Below are 13,760 nucleotides of genomic sequence, written 5' to 3'. Positions count from 1 at the left end.
CCGCGCTGATGCGCTTTCGCCAGACCGACGACGCGGTGATCAACCGCTGCCAGAAATGGGCGGAGCTCAACTACCGGACGCCCTCGCCCGTCGCCGCCATGACCAAGCTGTCAGGCCTGTCCGACCGCTCCTTCGTGCGCCGCTTCGCCAAGGCGACGGAAATGAAGGCAATCGACTACATCCACGCGCTCAGGCTCGAAGCGGCCAAGGAACTACTCGAGACCGGCGACCTGCAGGTCGAGGCGGTGGCCAATGAAGTGGGCTATGAGGATGCGAGTTTTTTCGGGCGCCTGTTCCGGCGCAAGATCGGACTGACGCCCCAGCAATATCGCATTCGTTTCAGTGCTCTCCGGCGAGCGCTGAGCCGCGATTAAATGTCAACAGTCGCGGCGCGATGCCCGTATTCCGCTTTGCGCCGCGATGTCGGCCATAGAGGCCAGCTTTGCCATTTCTCGTAAGCCGACATTGCCGGCATACATTTTGGAGTTCGCGGTTGCGCCATTTCGCGCCATTCGAGACTGTCCTCGTCAGCCGACGTTCACTGTACGGCTGGGTTCGAGCCAAAGCGGACAGCGACGTTAAGGCTAGCTGCCCTTTGCGATCGCCCGGGGAGTGGGACGCTTCCGGGGTGGAGAAAAGCGGTTCGCTGCCTAATTCGGAAGGGAGCGGATGGGAACCAAGGCCGAGCGGCTGGTGCAAAGAGACAGGTGGGGGATTTCCTGGCAAATCACTCCGCGCGTACTGACTGACGCGATGGCGGCCGGTGGCAACGAAGCAAAGCGCGCGTTTGATGCCACGATGACCATGAAGAAAATCGACGTCGCCGCGATCGAGGCGGCCCGGCGCGGTTGACGCTCCATCGCGTCTTGCGGCCAAATTGCTGCCAGAGCGTGTCTGCTCGCCACCCCATCCGGTCCTTTAACGCTCTCGCGAGCAGGGCGAGCGGCCGATGCGCGGGGAGCCTCGAGTGCGCCAAATCGAACCTCTCCAGCCATCGATATTGAGGTCGCATCTCGATCCAAAAGCAGTCTTTGGACAGAGCCCGGCCCTCGGCCGGGCTCTCATTCAACCCTTGTTGGCCTCGGTTGTCAGCTGTCGGTTGCCATAGGGCAGACGCTTTCTGTTATTTGATCTCCCAAGTCGTGTTATGGGGAATGTCCATAGCAGTATAGCCGCCGGGGCCAGCCAGTGCAGGCATCGCTATGCAATCAAAGGGCTCACGCCCGGTGATGCCTTTGTATTTGCCGGTACCCCCCGTAATGATATGAGTGCCACAGTCCATTTCCGGCTGCGACTTGTCGACGTCACGCGTATCGAAGGTCGAGAAGATCTTGTCCCCGTCCTGATCGGCGAGCACACAGGCGCCATCGATGTAGTTCTTGTCGCCCGAAGCAACGCTTACTGCTGTGCAATATGCTGACATCTTGTCGAACATCGCCTCTCCTTTCATGTTCTCGGTGGTCCCGACCGCCTCCAGCGCGGTCGCCGTACCGACGCCGGGAATGTCAATGGTCGTCAAAGGCCGAAAAACGAAGTGCGTCAGGTAGGGCGTGGTCCCCTTCTTTTCGATCTGTGCCCCCAGAGCGACCCCGGGGACAAAGGCCAAGACCAATCCTGCGAGAAGCGCTGTTTTGACATGTGTCATGGCTGCGGCGGGTGCCGCGGTTATGGGCTTCATTGGATCCTCCTTGGTATGAGCGGCGGATTTCAAGCCGATGCTTTGCGCCGCCGCAGTTTTGGAGACAGCCTGCTAGCGCTTGAGACGTGCCGTTTCGCCGAGCGCTTGTTCCCATAGATGAAAATCAAGCGGGCGGTCGTGAGCCAGCCCGAACAGCTTCGACAGCGCGTGGGACGAGGCTGCGTCCTCGGTAGCCGATGCCCCGGACTCCTCCACGCTCATGCCATAGCCGACGCATGAGCAACTGCCTCCTCGCTTAGGATACCAGAAATTCCGATGCCGAACCATGTTCAGATTGTGCTAAATTAGGATCGTCTCATTTGATCGGACCGACGCCATGACGACCGCAAGGGAACACGCCAGGAACGCGACGGCTGCGCTTCATCATATCCTGCACATTTCGCCGGAGGCGTTCGATGACGACGGCACTGCTGCCATCATCGAGCAGGCCATAAAGGGCGCTACGCGCGAGCGCGACAGCAGGGTGCGCCAACAAATGGAGGATGCGCGGGAGGCAGCGCGGCAGCGTCTCGAACGGCTGCTGAGCTCGTCACCCGCCGTAATTTACAGCTTCAAGGCGACCGGCGACTTCGCGCCGACCTTCGTCAGCGAAAACATCAAAGCCGTATTCGGCTATGCGCCGGATGAATACCTTGAAGACCCGTCATTCTGGCGAGACCGGGTCCACCCCGGGGACCAGGCCCGAGTCGATGAGGCGATTTCCAGATTCTTCCAGAACGGAATCCACTCAGTGGAATACCGCTTTCGGCGCAAGGACGGCTCCTGGTGCTGGGTGAACGACGAGCAGCGCCTCATCAAGGACAAGCACGGCAAGCCGCTGGAGATCGTCGGATCTTGGAGCGACATCAGCGCGCGCAAGGCGGCGGAGCAAGCGCAGGCGGCGGCGAATGCACGCCTGTCCGAGTTGCTGATCAGTTCGCCGGCCGTAATCTACAGTTATGAGGCAACGGGGGATTTTGCGCCGACCTTCGTCAGCGAAAACATCAGGGACTGGTTGGGCTACGAGCCGCAGGAATATCTCGAACACGCCGATTTCTGGCGCCGTTGTGTTCACCCCGACGACCTAGCCGCGGCGGAGGCTGAGTCGATTCACCTGTTCAAGAAGGGTCGTCACACAATCGAGTATCGGTTTCTAAAGAAGGACGGCACCTGGTGTTGGGTGAATGACGAACAGCACCTGATCAGAGACCCGGCCGGTCAACCGGCCGAGGTGGTGGGCTCGTGGAGCGACATAACCGACCGAAAGCGAGCGGAGGAATCTGCCAAGGCGGCACAGGATCGCGTCGAGTATCTGCTCGCCCGCTCGCCGGCCGTGATCTACAGCTTCAGGGCAGCCGGCGACTATCAGCCGACATTCATTAGCCGGAACGTGAAGGACCTCCTCGGCTACGAGCCCGAGGAATATCTCGAGAACGCAGATTTCTGGCGCGACCGAGTGCACCCCGAGGATCTGCCGCGGGTCGAGAAGGACTATGGGAGGCTGTTCGAGGAAGGTCGCCTCGCCAACGAGTACCGGTTCCGCAAGAAGGACGGCAGCTATTGCTGGATCAGCGATGATCTGCAGCTGCAGCGCGACGCGGCGGGCGAGCCGGTCGAGGTGGTCGGTGCGTGGAACGACATCACGGCCCGCAAGCAGATTGGTGAAGCCCTGGTCGCCGCACAGGACCGCCTTGTGCGCGTGCTGTCGGCCGCACCCGCGGTGATCTACAGCTACAAGGCGAGTGGTGATTTCGCGCCGATCATCATCAGCGAGAACGTCAGGAGCCTGCTCGGATACGAGCCTAGCGAATATCTGGAGAACGCCGATTTCTGGCGTGCGCGTGTGCACCCCGACGAGCTCGCCGCGGTGGAGGCCGAGTCCGTCCAGCTGTTCAAGAAAGGTCGCCACACGGTCGAATACCGATTTCTCAAGAACGACGGCACCTATTGCTGGGTGAATGACGAGCAGCAGCTGATCCGAGACAAGGACGGCCAACCCCTCGAAATCGTCGGCTCATGGAGTGACGTGAGCGCGCGCAAGCAGGCAGAGAACGCTCTGCGGCAGAGCGAGCAGCGCCTGACGGACGCGATCGAGTCGATCTCGGAAGGGTTTTCGCTCTACGATGCCGAGGATCGGCTGGTTGTCTGCAACAAAGCCTATGGCGATCTGCTCTATCCGGGGCGTGGTACGCCGGGGGCGGGCACGCCATACGAGATGCTTATCCGCAACGCTGCGGAACAGGGTCTCGTTGAGGACGCGAAGGGGCGTGTCGACGAGTGGGTGGCTGAGCGGCTAGCAAGGCACAGGCAGCCGGGTGGGCCGCACGTGCAGCGGCGAGGCAACGGCCGCTGGGTTCAGATCAATGAGCGCAAGACCACCGAGGGCGGAACCGTCGCCGTCTATACGAACATAACGGAACTCAAGCGAGCTGAAGAGAATATCCGCAACGCCAAGCACAAGGCAGAGCGGGCAAATGAGCTCGTAACCGAGAAGAACAAGGCGCTCGAGGCCTTGTCGAACAAGCTCTCGAAGTATCTGTCGCCGCAGGTCTATTCGTCGATATTCTCAGGCTCACGAGAGGTCGAGATCGCCTCACATCGCAAGAAGCTCACCGTGTTCTTCTCCGACATCGCGGATTTCACCGCGACGACAGACGATCTGGAATCCGAAGAGCTGACCAGCTTGCTTAACCACTACCTGACGGAGATGTCGAAGATCGCCCTGGAGCACGGCGCGACGATCGACAAATACATCGGCGACGCGGTCCTGGCGTTCTTCGGCGACCCGGAAACGAGGGGTGTCAGGCAGGATGCAATGGCCTGCGTCAGCATGGCCATCGCCATGCAGCGACGGATGCGGGAATTGCAGGCCGAATGGCGTGATCGCGGGTTGCAAAAACCGTTCCAGCTGCGAATCGGCATCAGTACCGGCTACTGCACGGTCGGGAATTTCGGAAGCGAAGACCGCATGGAGTACACAATCATCGGCGGCGAAGTGAATCTGGCCTCACGGCTGCAATCGCACGCCGAACTCGGCGGCATTCTCCTGAGCCATGAGACCTACTCCCTGGTCAAGGACATGGTCTTGGCTGAGGAGCAGGAGCCCATCCATGCCAAGGGTATCGCGAGGCCGGTGCGCAACTACAAGGTGCAGGACCGGGTCGACGAAATGGTGTTGCAGGGCACCGCGATCCGCGAAGAAGAGGCCGGGCTAAGAGTTCTGGTGGACCTGCGGAAGACTGACAGGGCAAGCGCTGTCAAAACGTTGGAGAGCATCGTTTCGCGACTCAAGGCTTGAATCCAAGTGCGGCGCGCTGGTGAACTTTTTTGCGGTCATGCCAAGGTCTCCCTCCAGCCATCATTGCGGGCAGCGGAAACCCTGCCCTGCAACTTGCATCAGACCTACTATCGTTCCGCCTCCGTTCCGATACATCTCCGACACTCCTCGTAAGTCGGCATTGCGGTGAATTCTCGTCGTCAAGCAAAGGTCAGGTTAGGGGTCATCAGTGCTGGTTGCCATGAATGTCTGCTATCAAGCAGCGAAATACGCTGATGAAGGGCAGCTCAGGGTCATGGGCGGGAGTTCGGCCGAGTGTGAACGAGTTTCCGCTTAGGCATTATCGGCAAATTACAGCTTCGACTTTAGCGATCTTGGCTTGATGGAGTAGTTCCATTCGCCGTGGAAATCGCTGCGGCAGATATTGATGGCGGCGATCTCCTGATCGGCGACTTTGATGCCTGCAGGATAGAGATTTTCATCCAGCCGGCACCGCGGTGTGCCCGGCGGTCGAGGTTGTGGCGGCGATGAGTTCGACAATGGTACGATAATCAGTAAGCGGTCGTCCGCGCCAATTTCGCGAGATGAACGAGAACAGACGATGTTCGATCTTGTTCCATTTGCTGGTGCCGGGCGGCAGATGAAGGACGATGATCGTCAGCCCCAATTCATCCGCCAGCTTCTGGAGTTCGACTTTCCACAGACGCAGGCGTGACCCATTGGAGCCGCCGCCATCGGCGGTGATCGTCAAAGTGTGAGCCTGACTGTAGCGTTCGCGCCCCATATCGATCCACCATAAGCGGATCGCGTTGACGGCGAAGGCTGCGGTATCATTGTCGATCCCGACGCTGACCCAGCCTTTGTCATCAGCGATATCATAAACACCATAAGGTGCGGCGCGGCCCAATTTTGGGTCGACAAAATCATGAACGTTGACTGGCTCGGGCGATCCGGCTGGCTGATATTCGCGGCCGCCATTCTTGAAGGCGCCAACCAGTTCTTTCTTCTTGGTGTCGACGGAGATCGCGGGTTGCTTGGCCGCAATGGCGTCCTTGACCATGCCGGCAATGTGCTGGAATTGTTCATCGCGATCCGCATGGCCCGATCCCTCCAGCGTTTTGCGGTTGGCCTGAAGAGAATAGCCAAGTCGCTTCAACAAGCTGCCGACCACGTCATAGCCAACCTGATGAGCCCATCGCGCGAAGTCCAGATGCCAGATTCCGCAAGCTTTTCGATGTCCACTTCAGTGGGGACATCGGGTCGCCGCGCGTGGCGGCTCCACAAGCTTTTCCAGATCGCTGACGAGCGTCGGGTCGGTCTGCGAAAGGTTTACGGCCCGCACCCTTGCGCCGGACGCCGCTGAGCGCCGCCGTGTCCGGCACTGTGCCGCGCAATTCCCGCAAACCATAACCAATAGTGCTGCGCGCAATGCCGGTCGCCGCCGAAACCGCCGCAATCCCTCCCCATCCGGCCGAAAGCGCTTCCGCCGCCGCAAAACGACGCCGCCCACGCTCGTCCAGCAAGGGCCTGATAGAATCATAACGCAGCTTGATAGCTTCGACATCGATCATCCAATACGTCTACAAACCAATAAACGCTTTGGAAATCCCTCCCCGAGACAGACCGATTCAGAAATTTGTCGATGCTTCCTTAGAGCCGAACTTGGCCGTTCAGAGTGATTGCATTTGACCTTACCGCCGCGACCGCCCGATAACCTCGTCGGTGTTGGCGAGCAGCCTGTGCACGGCACTCCTTGCTGCCGCCGGCCGCTGGAGGCGGATGTTCTTCTCGATCGCCTCATGCAGCGCCTGCGCCCGCGGCTGGTCGCTGGTTTCGCGCGTGACGAAAACGAAGAGATGATCGAGCGCCGATTCGATCAGCACGCCGAGTGGCACCAGGAGGTCGTTGCCCGACGCGCGCAGGATGGCCAGGTGAAAACGCGTGTCGGCGCGGGTGCGCTCCGGCAGCGTCGCCGCCTCGCCCATCTCCCGGCAGGCCTGGCTGATCTCGGCCATCTGCTCGTCGCTACGCCGGATCGCCGCAAAGGCGCTGGCTTCCGGCTCGATGATGTGGCGGAATTCCTGGACGGTCCGCAGGAACATTTCGCGATCGGGCGCCGTCGCATACCAGGCGAGCACGTCGCGATCGAGCAGGTTCCAGCGCTCTTTCGGCTCGACCCAGCTGCCAATCTTGGGGCGTGAGGCCAGCAGGCTCTTGGCCATCAGCATCTTGATCGCTTCGCGAACCGCCGAGCGGCTGACGTCGAAGGTTTCGGACCATTTGGCTTCGTTGGGCAGGATGGTTCCCGGCGGATAGTCGCCGCGCACGATCCGGAGGCCGATCTCGTTGGCCAGCGACGCATGCACGCTCGATCCGGGGATCAGCGCCGCGTCGGTCCGGCGGGCGCCGGCCGGGCGGCCGACCGGCGCCTTGACCGTGGCCCGTGCCTTGACCTTGGCCCGTGCCTTGACCGTGACCGTAGTAAGTCGCTTTTTCGATCTGGCGTCCGACATCCATGTTCCCCGGCACAGGCTGAACTCAAGGCACGGCAAAGCAGGAGCGGTTCGCCCCAGCCACGTCACCTCGTAGATTTTCGTGAACCGGCGTGACGGGGCGCCCGTCGAGCGGACGCCCCGAAAACTGCGAACCTACTTCTGGATGCAGGTATCGACCGTATCCTTGGTGCACTCGTCGAGACCGGTGAAGACCGGATCGGCGACAGGCTTGCCTTCGACCAGGTCGATCATCACCGAGGGCGCCTTGTAGCCCATCTCGAACGGCCGCTGGCCGACCAGCGCGGTCACCAGACCCTCCTTGGCAATGGCCACTTCGTCACCGATCGTATCGGCGGCGCCGATGACGAACTCGTTCTTGGCGATCTTGTCGGCCATCGGCTTGAACAGGTCGCGATAGGGCTGCGGGGCGCCGAACAGCGGCCAGCCGCCCATGATGCCGAAGGCATCGAGGTCGGGATTGGCGGCGAGGATATCGGTCATCGCCTGCACGCCCTTGGCGCCGTCGTCATTGGTGAACACCGGGCAGCCGGCGACCTCGGTCCAGCCGCCCTCGCCGGCGAGCGCCGGGAGATCCTTCTGGCCTGAAAGCGCATCGCGCATGCCCTGGGCACGGCGCAGGATATTGTCGGCCGCCGGATTGCCTTCGATGGTGCAGATCTTGCCACCCTCCGGCTTGCCCTTCTTGATGTACTCGCCGATCTTGTAGCCCATCAGGTAGTTGTCGGTGCCGAGATAGGTCTTGCGCAGCGCCGCATCTTCCTTGCTGAGGTCGGCGTCGAGCGTCATGATCGGGATCGACGGATTGGCGCTTTTGATCGTCTGGGCGATCAGCGGTGCGTTGGACGGCGAAATCGCCATCGCCACCGTGTCCGGCTTGCTCAGCATGTCCTGGACGATCTGGGCTTCGCCGGCTTCGTCCGAGGTCGATGCCGGACCGGTGTAGAAGCACTCATACTCCGAGTCGGCGTTTTCCTTGTTCCATTTCTGGCAACCCTGGTTGATGGCCTCGAAGAACGGATTGTCGAGCCCCTTAACCACGATGACGAGTTGTTTCTTGGCCATGGCCGGCCCGGCGCCCAACGCCAGCATGGCGACGGCAGCGAGCAATAGTGATTTCCTCATGTCAGTCCTCCCTTGAAACAGACGGACACGGCGTGCCCGCCACACAGACCAGCCCGGATGCGCGATGACAGAGGTTCGTTTCGCGAGCGCTCGTGTCGTCAAGCCGGGCCGATAAGTATTTCCAGATGCGGTTGCAGACCAGCGCGATATGGACGCTGCCAGATCCTCGACCGATAAACCTCCGCCTGCTCAGCCCCGGCGAACCGGGCAGGAGATCGGCATAATCTCCTCCGACGCTTAGCTAATATCGGCTTGCGACGGACGTCAATTGCTATTTGTCCTACAAAACGGATTTTTCGAAAGAAGCCGCTGTTGACGGCAAGGGGGCATATGCGTAAATGGGCGAAAGCGCGGTTCCCGGGAGGAGCTGGGAAAAGCGAGGCCGCGGCAGGACCGCAGGCCGAAAGCACGGAGGAAGCAGTCTGGTGCCGGTTCTCGAACTCGCCAACATCTCAAAACATTTCGGCGCCATCCAGGCCGTCAACGACGTTTCGCTGTCGATCGAGGCCGGACAGGTGGTCGGGCTGATGGGCGACAACGGCGCCGGCAAGTCGACGCTGGTCAAGATGATCGCCGGCAATTTCCCCCCGAGCCATGGCACGATGCAGATGGACGGCAAGGATCTGGTCCTGCACAAGCCGGTGGAGGCGCGCCAGCACGGCATCGAGATCGTCCACCAGGACCTGGCGCTATGCAACAATCTGACGGCCGCCGCCAACGTCTATCTCGGCCGCGAGCTGCGCCGCGGCGTCGGGCCGTTTCGCATCCTCGACTACGCCGCGATGTACAAGCGCGCCGGCCAGATCTTTGCCGTGCTGAAATCCGAAACCCGCCCGCGCGATCTGGTCAAGCAGATGTCGGGCGGCCAGCGCCAGGCGGTGGCGATCGCCCGCACCATGCTTTCGCAGGCCAAGATCGTGCTGATGGACGAGCCGACGGCGGCGATCTCGGTCCGGCAGGTCGCCGAGGTGCTGAACCTGATCCGCCATCTGCGCGACCAGGGCATTGCAGTCGTGCTGATCAGCCACCGCATGCCCGACGTCTTTGACGTTGCCGACCGCGTCATCGTCATGCGGCGCGGCCGCAAGGTCGCCGACAAGACGATCGCGTCGAGTTCGCCCGAGGAAGTCACCGGGCTCATCACCGGCGCCATCGAACAGGTTTGATGCCAGCCGGTTTCACCACGCAAGCAGATAAAGGTCGACGATGGCAGTAACTCTTGACCAGACGATCGCACAGAAACAGCACACTTTGCTGACCAGGGTGTTTGCCAGCCAGACCTTCTGGGTGGTGATCGCGGTCATCCTCGCCTGCCTGTTCCTGTCCGTCGCCACCGATTCCTTCGCCACGACGAAGAACCTCTACAACATCACCCGCAACATCACCTTCGTCGCCATCGTCGCGCTCGGCATGACCTTCGTCATCATCACCGGCGGCATCGACCTGTCGGTCGGCTCGGTGCTTTGCCTGTGTTCGATGGTGCTCGCGGTGACCATGCATGCCGGTTACGGCATCGAGATCGGCATTGCCGCTGCGATCGCGACGGCGCTGATCATCGGCGCCTTCAACGGCATCCTGATCGCCTATCTCGGGTTTCCGCCCTTCGTGGTGACGCTTGGCATGCTGTCGATCGCGCGCAGCCTGGCCATGGTCGCGTCCAACAACACCGTCGTCTTCCAGTTCGGGCCCGACCACGACAAGCTTCTGGCGCTGGGCGGCGGCGCCTTTGTGTTCGGCATCGCCAATCCGGTGCTCTACATGATCGTGCTGGCGCTGATCACCGGCTTCGTCCTGCGCTGGACGAAATTCGGCCGGCACATCTTCGCCATCGGCGGCAACGAGCATGCGGCGACGCTGACCGGCGTTCCGGTGCGCCAGATCAAGGTCGCGGTCTACATGATCTCGGCGCTGGCGGCAGGTCTTGCCGGCATTATCCAGACCGGCTGGCTGGGCGCCGTCACCACCAATCTCGGCAACGGCATGGAGCTTCAGGTCATCGCCGCCACCGTCATCGGCGGCGCCAACCTGGCCGGCGGCATGGGCACGGCCTTTGGCGCCGTCGTCGGCGCGGCGCTGATCGAAGTGATCCGCAACAGCCTCGGCCTGCTCGGCATCAACGCCTTCTGGCAGGGGGTGTTCATCGGCGGCGCCATTCTGATGGCGGTCCTTTTCGACCGGCTCCGCAATTTCCGGCGCAACGAGTAGGCCGCAGGTCACGCGCGCTATTCGTTTTCGTTGCTATCGCTCAGTCTGAAAATCGGCCGGCACGCCGCGTGGCCGGCGCCAGGCGCGCACATGCGCCTTGACGCAGGCCCGGACTGCGCCGCACTATCCCGATTGCAGGCGAAGGGAGGCCAGTCGCCTGCGGGAGGATGTACCCATGACGGAAGCGATCAGGCTCTACTGGGGCCGGTTCGGACATGTTTCTGTCCTGAACGTCGCCAGCGACTTCGTCACCCATGCCCATGTCGAGGCGCATATCATCATCTGGCTGGAAGGCACGGCCGGCGAGATGACCATCGGCCGCGAGACGGTGCGGCTTGGGCCCGGCACCGCCGCCGGCATCAATTCCTTCCAGCCGCACAGCCACGCTTTGTCCCGCGACGGCCGGCACGGCCTGTTCCTCGCCTTCTACATCGATCCGGACTGGGCGCGCCGGCGCCGCGACCTGCCGTCGACCGCGCCGCTATTTTCGGCACCGGCGATCACGCTGGAGCCGTGGCTGCACAAGGCGGCAGCCAATCTTCTCGACCATCTCAGCGACAATGAGAGCATCGACGACATCGCCAATTACGAGATCGAGCGCTTCATCGACAGCGTGCTCGACGCCGCCGACGCCTCGGCGCCACAAGTGGCGCGCGCCCGCGTCCACAGCGTGCAGGATTTCCGTGTCCGCAAGGCGATCCAGCTGATGAAGGCCAATGTCTGCGAACGCATCTGCTTCGACGAGGTGGCGCGCAGCGTCGGCCTGTCGCGGCCACATTTCTTCGCGCTATTCAAGGAGCAGACCAATCTGACGCCCAATGTCTACTGGAACACGCTGCGCATGGAGGAAGCGGTGCGGCAGTTGCAATGGTCGCAGGAACCGCTGATCTCGGTCGCCTGCAATCTCGGCTTCACCACGCAGGGCAATTTCTCGCGATTCTTCCGCGACCATGTCGGCGTTCCGCCGACACTCTATCGCGAGGCGGCGCGGGCCATTTCCTGAACCATTTTCAGACTGCCCGCTTCAGACTGCCCGCTTTTTAAGACTGCCCGTTTTTTCAGACTTATTGATAGGCGTTCAAGACGCATTGATAAGCGCTGCCGGGCCTGCCGCCCTACCCTCGCGACACAGCTATCTGCAAGGGAAGCATCATATGGCGAAAGTCACCATTTCCAGCGTCATCGACGCACCGGTCGAAAAGGTCTGGGCCCGCATACGCGACTTCAACGGCCTGCCGAGCTGGCACCCGCGCATGGTCGAGAGCCATATCGAGGACGGCAAGGACGCCGGAGCGATCGGCTGCGTGCGCAATTTCCAGCTCGCCAGCGGCGCCCGCATCCGCGAGAAGCTGCTCGACTTCTCCGACGACAATTTCCTCGTCAGCTACTCCATCCTGGAGACGCCGCAGCCGCTCACCAACCACAAGGCGACGCTGCAGTTGCGCCGGGTGACCGATGGCGACCGCACCTATGCCGAATGGACCGCCAGCTTCGACGCGGCTCCCGAGGAAGCCGACAAATTGGCCGAAGGCATGGGCGCCAACGTCTTCCAGGGCGGCTTTAACGCCCTGAAGACTCATTTCGCCGGCCAGGGTTGAGCTGAATGGGGTTCACAAAAAGGAGCGTTCCATGGCGCTTGCATTGCAGACTTTCTCGACGGTCAAGGACGCCAATGCGGCGCTGAAAGCCGCCGGCACCCGCTATCTCGGCGGCGGCACGCTGGTCGTGCGCGCCGCCAATGAAGGCGACGTTTCGGTCTCCGGCTTAATCAGGTCGACCGAACCGGCGCTGTCGGCCATCATTGTTTCCGGCGGCAAGGTCCGTATCGGCGCCTCGCTGACCATGGCGGCGATCGCCCGTCACCCGGACCTGTCTTCCCTTGCCCACGCGGCGCGCGCCGTCGGCGGCCCGGCGATCCGCAACATGGCGACCGTCGGCGGCAATCTCTTCGCCCCGGCGCCCTATGGCGATTTCACCGTCGCGCTGCTGGCCCTGGACTCAACCATCAGCACCGATGACGGCGAGGTGCCGATCGAAACCTTCCTGGCAAAACGCGAAGACAATCACGCCATCGTCACCGCGGTTGGCTTCGGCTTGCCAGTGGACGGCGGCTTTCGCTTCCTGAAAGTATCGCGGGTCAAGCCGAAAGGCGTCTCGGTGCTGAGCATCGCCGCCGTGCTGGAACAAGCGCCGGACGGAACCGTGTCATCGGCGCGGATCGCGCTTGGCTGCATGGCCGACCGTCCGATGCGCGCCAAGGCGGCGGAGAAGGCGCTGCTCGGCAGGAAACTCACCAGCGACGGCATCGCGCCAGCGCTGGCCGTTGCGAGCGACGGCACCTCGCCGATTACCGATCCGATCGCCACTGCCTGGTATCGCAACGAAGTCCTGCCGGTCCATCTCGGCCGGCTGTTGCTCGCCTGAAAGCCAATGGCGCCCATATCCGCCTGGCTGCGGCGCAAGGAGTAAAACATGGCAAAGATCCCGGTTCAGTTCACGCTCAACGGCGCGGAGAAGGCCGAATTCATCGACGGCGGCACGACGCTGCTCAATGCGCTGCGCGACAAGATCGGCGACACCTCGCCGAAGGGCGGCTGCCATCAGGGCACATGCGGCGCCTGTTCGGTCATCATCGACGGCGAACTCCGGCTCTCCTGCCTGACGCTGGCTGAAACCTGCAACGGTGCGGCGATCACCACGACATCGGGGCTTTCGCAAGACGGCGTGCTGCATCCTTTGCAGCGCGCCTTCCTCGACGCTTTCGCCACCCAATGCGGCTTCTGCACGCCGGGCATGATCATGGCCGCCAAGGTGCTGCTCGATCACACGCCGGACCCCAGCCGCGACGATGTGGTCGAGGCGCTGTCGGGCAATGTCTGCCGCTGCACCGGCTACGAGCCGATCATCCAGGCGGTGCTGACCGCCGCGCGGTCCAATTCGCAGAACGCGGCTTGAGGGGGGC

General features: G+C 62.1%; 12 protein-coding genes and 2 pseudogenes. 9 read left to right on the top strand and 5 right to left on the bottom strand.

Annotated features, from left to right (window positions below; all coding sequences use genetic code 11):
• Both BQ8794_RS36135 and BQ8794_RS35290 read left to right on the top strand, forming a co-directional pair.
• A partial coding sequence (locus tag BQ8794_RS36135; RefSeq protein WP_210189880.1) for a helix-turn-helix domain-containing protein occupies positions 1–374 on the top strand: 374 nt, incomplete at its 5' end.
• Between the two features lie 311 nt (positions 375–685).
• Positions 686–852, top strand: a pseudogene (locus BQ8794_RS35290) (VOC family protein); the annotation flags it as partial.
• A gap of 271 nt (positions 853–1,123) precedes the next feature.
• Here BQ8794_RS35290 and BQ8794_RS30615 read toward each other — a convergent pair.
• Together BQ8794_RS30615 and BQ8794_RS35880 are read right to left on the bottom strand one after the other, a co-directional pair.
• Positions 1,124–1,678, bottom strand: coding sequence for a hypothetical protein (locus BQ8794_RS30615; protein WP_077382945.1), 555 nt, complete (start codon positions 1,676–1,678; stop codon positions 1,124–1,126).
• 72 nt (positions 1,679–1,750) lie between these two features.
• Complete coding sequence (locus BQ8794_RS35880) at positions 1,751–1,900, bottom strand: hypothetical protein (protein WP_167378904.1); 150 nt, start codon at positions 1,898–1,900, stop codon at positions 1,751–1,753.
• Between the two features lie 115 nt (positions 1,901–2,015).
• On the opposite strand from BQ8794_RS35880, the gene BQ8794_RS37520 reads away from it, so the two are divergent.
• On the top strand, positions 2,016–4,976 hold the full coding sequence (locus BQ8794_RS37520; protein WP_077382943.1) for a PAS domain-containing protein: 2,961 nt from the start codon (positions 2,016–2,018) through the stop codon (positions 4,974–4,976).
• A 330-nt stretch (positions 4,977–5,306) separates the two neighbouring features.
• Here BQ8794_RS37520 and BQ8794_RS34265 read toward each other — a convergent pair.
• The 3 genes and pseudogenes from BQ8794_RS34265 to BQ8794_RS30590 form a co-directional block, all read right to left on the bottom strand.
• Positions 5,307–6,526 (bottom strand): annotated as a pseudogene (locus BQ8794_RS34265) (ISAzo13 family transposase).
• A 120-nt stretch (positions 6,527–6,646) separates the two neighbouring features.
• Entirely contained in the window at positions 6,647–7,468 is an 822-nt protein-coding gene (locus BQ8794_RS30595) for a FadR/GntR family transcriptional regulator (protein WP_174654559.1), read from the bottom strand.
• Between the two features lie 135 nt (positions 7,469–7,603).
• The gene (locus tag BQ8794_RS30590) at positions 7,604–8,593 is read right to left on the bottom strand and encodes a sugar-binding protein (protein ID WP_077382940.1); all 990 of its coding nucleotides are present in this window, start codon (positions 8,591–8,593) and stop codon (positions 7,604–7,606) included.
• A gap of 425 nt (positions 8,594–9,018) precedes the next feature.
• On the opposite strand from BQ8794_RS30590, the gene BQ8794_RS30585 reads away from it, so the two are divergent.
• The 6 genes from BQ8794_RS30585 to BQ8794_RS30560 all read left to right on the top strand — a co-directional run bounded on the left by BQ8794_RS30585 (position 9,019) and on the right by BQ8794_RS30560 (position 13,753).
• Positions 9,019–9,759, top strand: coding sequence for an ATP-binding cassette domain-containing protein (locus BQ8794_RS30585; RefSeq protein WP_077383510.1), 741 nt, complete (start codon positions 9,019–9,021; stop codon positions 9,757–9,759).
• A gap of 40 nt (positions 9,760–9,799) precedes the next feature.
• A complete protein-coding gene (locus BQ8794_RS30580; protein ID WP_077382937.1) occupies positions 9,800–10,798 on the top strand; it encodes an ABC transporter permease in 999 nt (332 codons plus the stop codon).
• Between the two features lie 175 nt (positions 10,799–10,973).
• Positions 10,974–11,801 (top strand): AraC family transcriptional regulator, encoded by an 828-nt coding sequence (locus tag BQ8794_RS30575; RefSeq protein ID WP_077382934.1) that lies wholly within the window; start codon positions 10,974–10,976, stop codon positions 11,799–11,801.
• 151 nt (positions 11,802–11,952) lie between these two features.
• Positions 11,953–12,396, top strand: a complete 444-nt coding sequence (locus tag BQ8794_RS30570; protein ID WP_077382931.1) for an SRPBCC family protein — start codon at positions 11,953–11,955, stop codon at positions 12,394–12,396.
• Between the two features lie 31 nt (positions 12,397–12,427).
• Positions 12,428–13,222 (top strand): FAD binding domain-containing protein, encoded by a 795-nt coding sequence (locus tag BQ8794_RS30565; RefSeq protein WP_077382928.1) that lies wholly within the window; start codon positions 12,428–12,430, stop codon positions 13,220–13,222.
• A gap of 48 nt (positions 13,223–13,270) precedes the next feature.
• A complete protein-coding gene (locus BQ8794_RS30560; protein ID WP_077382925.1) occupies positions 13,271–13,753 on the top strand; it encodes a (2Fe-2S)-binding protein in 483 nt (160 codons plus the stop codon).
• Positions 13,754–13,760: the final 7 nt, after the last annotated feature.

The organism is Mesorhizobium prunaredense (assembly GCF_900156895.1).
In the GTDB taxonomy this organism is placed as follows: Bacteria; Pseudomonadota; Alphaproteobacteria; order Rhizobiales; family Rhizobiaceae; genus Mesorhizobium; species Mesorhizobium prunaredense.
Note: the sequence above shows the minus strand (reverse complement) of the source record. Positions and strands in the feature narration are given on the sequence as shown.

What these genes read in the sequence shown, in the direction of transcription:
- BQ8794_RS30575 (WP_077382934.1), top strand. Translation starts at nt 10,974, where the DNA reads ATGACGGAAGCGATCAGGCTCTACTGGGGCCGGTTCGGACATGTTTCT.
- BQ8794_RS30560 (WP_077382925.1), top strand. Translation starts at nt 13,271, where the DNA reads ATGGCAAAGATCCCGGTTCAGTTCACGCTCAACGGCGCGGAGAAGGCC.
- BQ8794_RS30565 (WP_077382928.1), top strand. Translation starts at nt 12,428, where the DNA reads ATGGCGCTTGCATTGCAGACTTTCTCGACGGTCAAGGACGCCAATGCG.
- BQ8794_RS30580 (WP_077382937.1), top strand. Translation starts at nt 9,800, where the DNA reads ATGGCAGTAACTCTTGACCAGACGATCGCACAGAAACAGCACACTTTG.
- BQ8794_RS37520 (WP_077382943.1), top strand. Translation starts at nt 2,016, where the DNA reads ATGACGACCGCAAGGGAACACGCCAGGAACGCGACGGCTGCGCTTCAT.
- BQ8794_RS30595 (WP_174654559.1), bottom strand. Translation starts at nt 7,468, where the DNA reads ATGTCGGACGCCAGATCGAAAAAGCGACTTACTACGGTCACGGTCAAG.
- BQ8794_RS30615 (WP_077382945.1), bottom strand. Translation starts at nt 1,678, where the DNA reads ATGAAGCCCATAACCGCGGCACCCGCCGCAGCCATGACACATGTCAAA.
- BQ8794_RS30570 (WP_077382931.1), top strand. Translation starts at nt 11,953, where the DNA reads ATGGCGAAAGTCACCATTTCCAGCGTCATCGACGCACCGGTCGAAAAG.
- BQ8794_RS30590 (WP_077382940.1), bottom strand. Translation starts at nt 8,593, where the DNA reads ATGAGGAAATCACTATTGCTCGCTGCCGTCGCCATGCTGGCGTTGGGC.
- BQ8794_RS35880 (WP_167378904.1), bottom strand. Translation starts at nt 1,900, where the DNA reads ATGAGCGTGGAGGAGTCCGGGGCATCGGCTACCGAGGACGCAGCCTCG.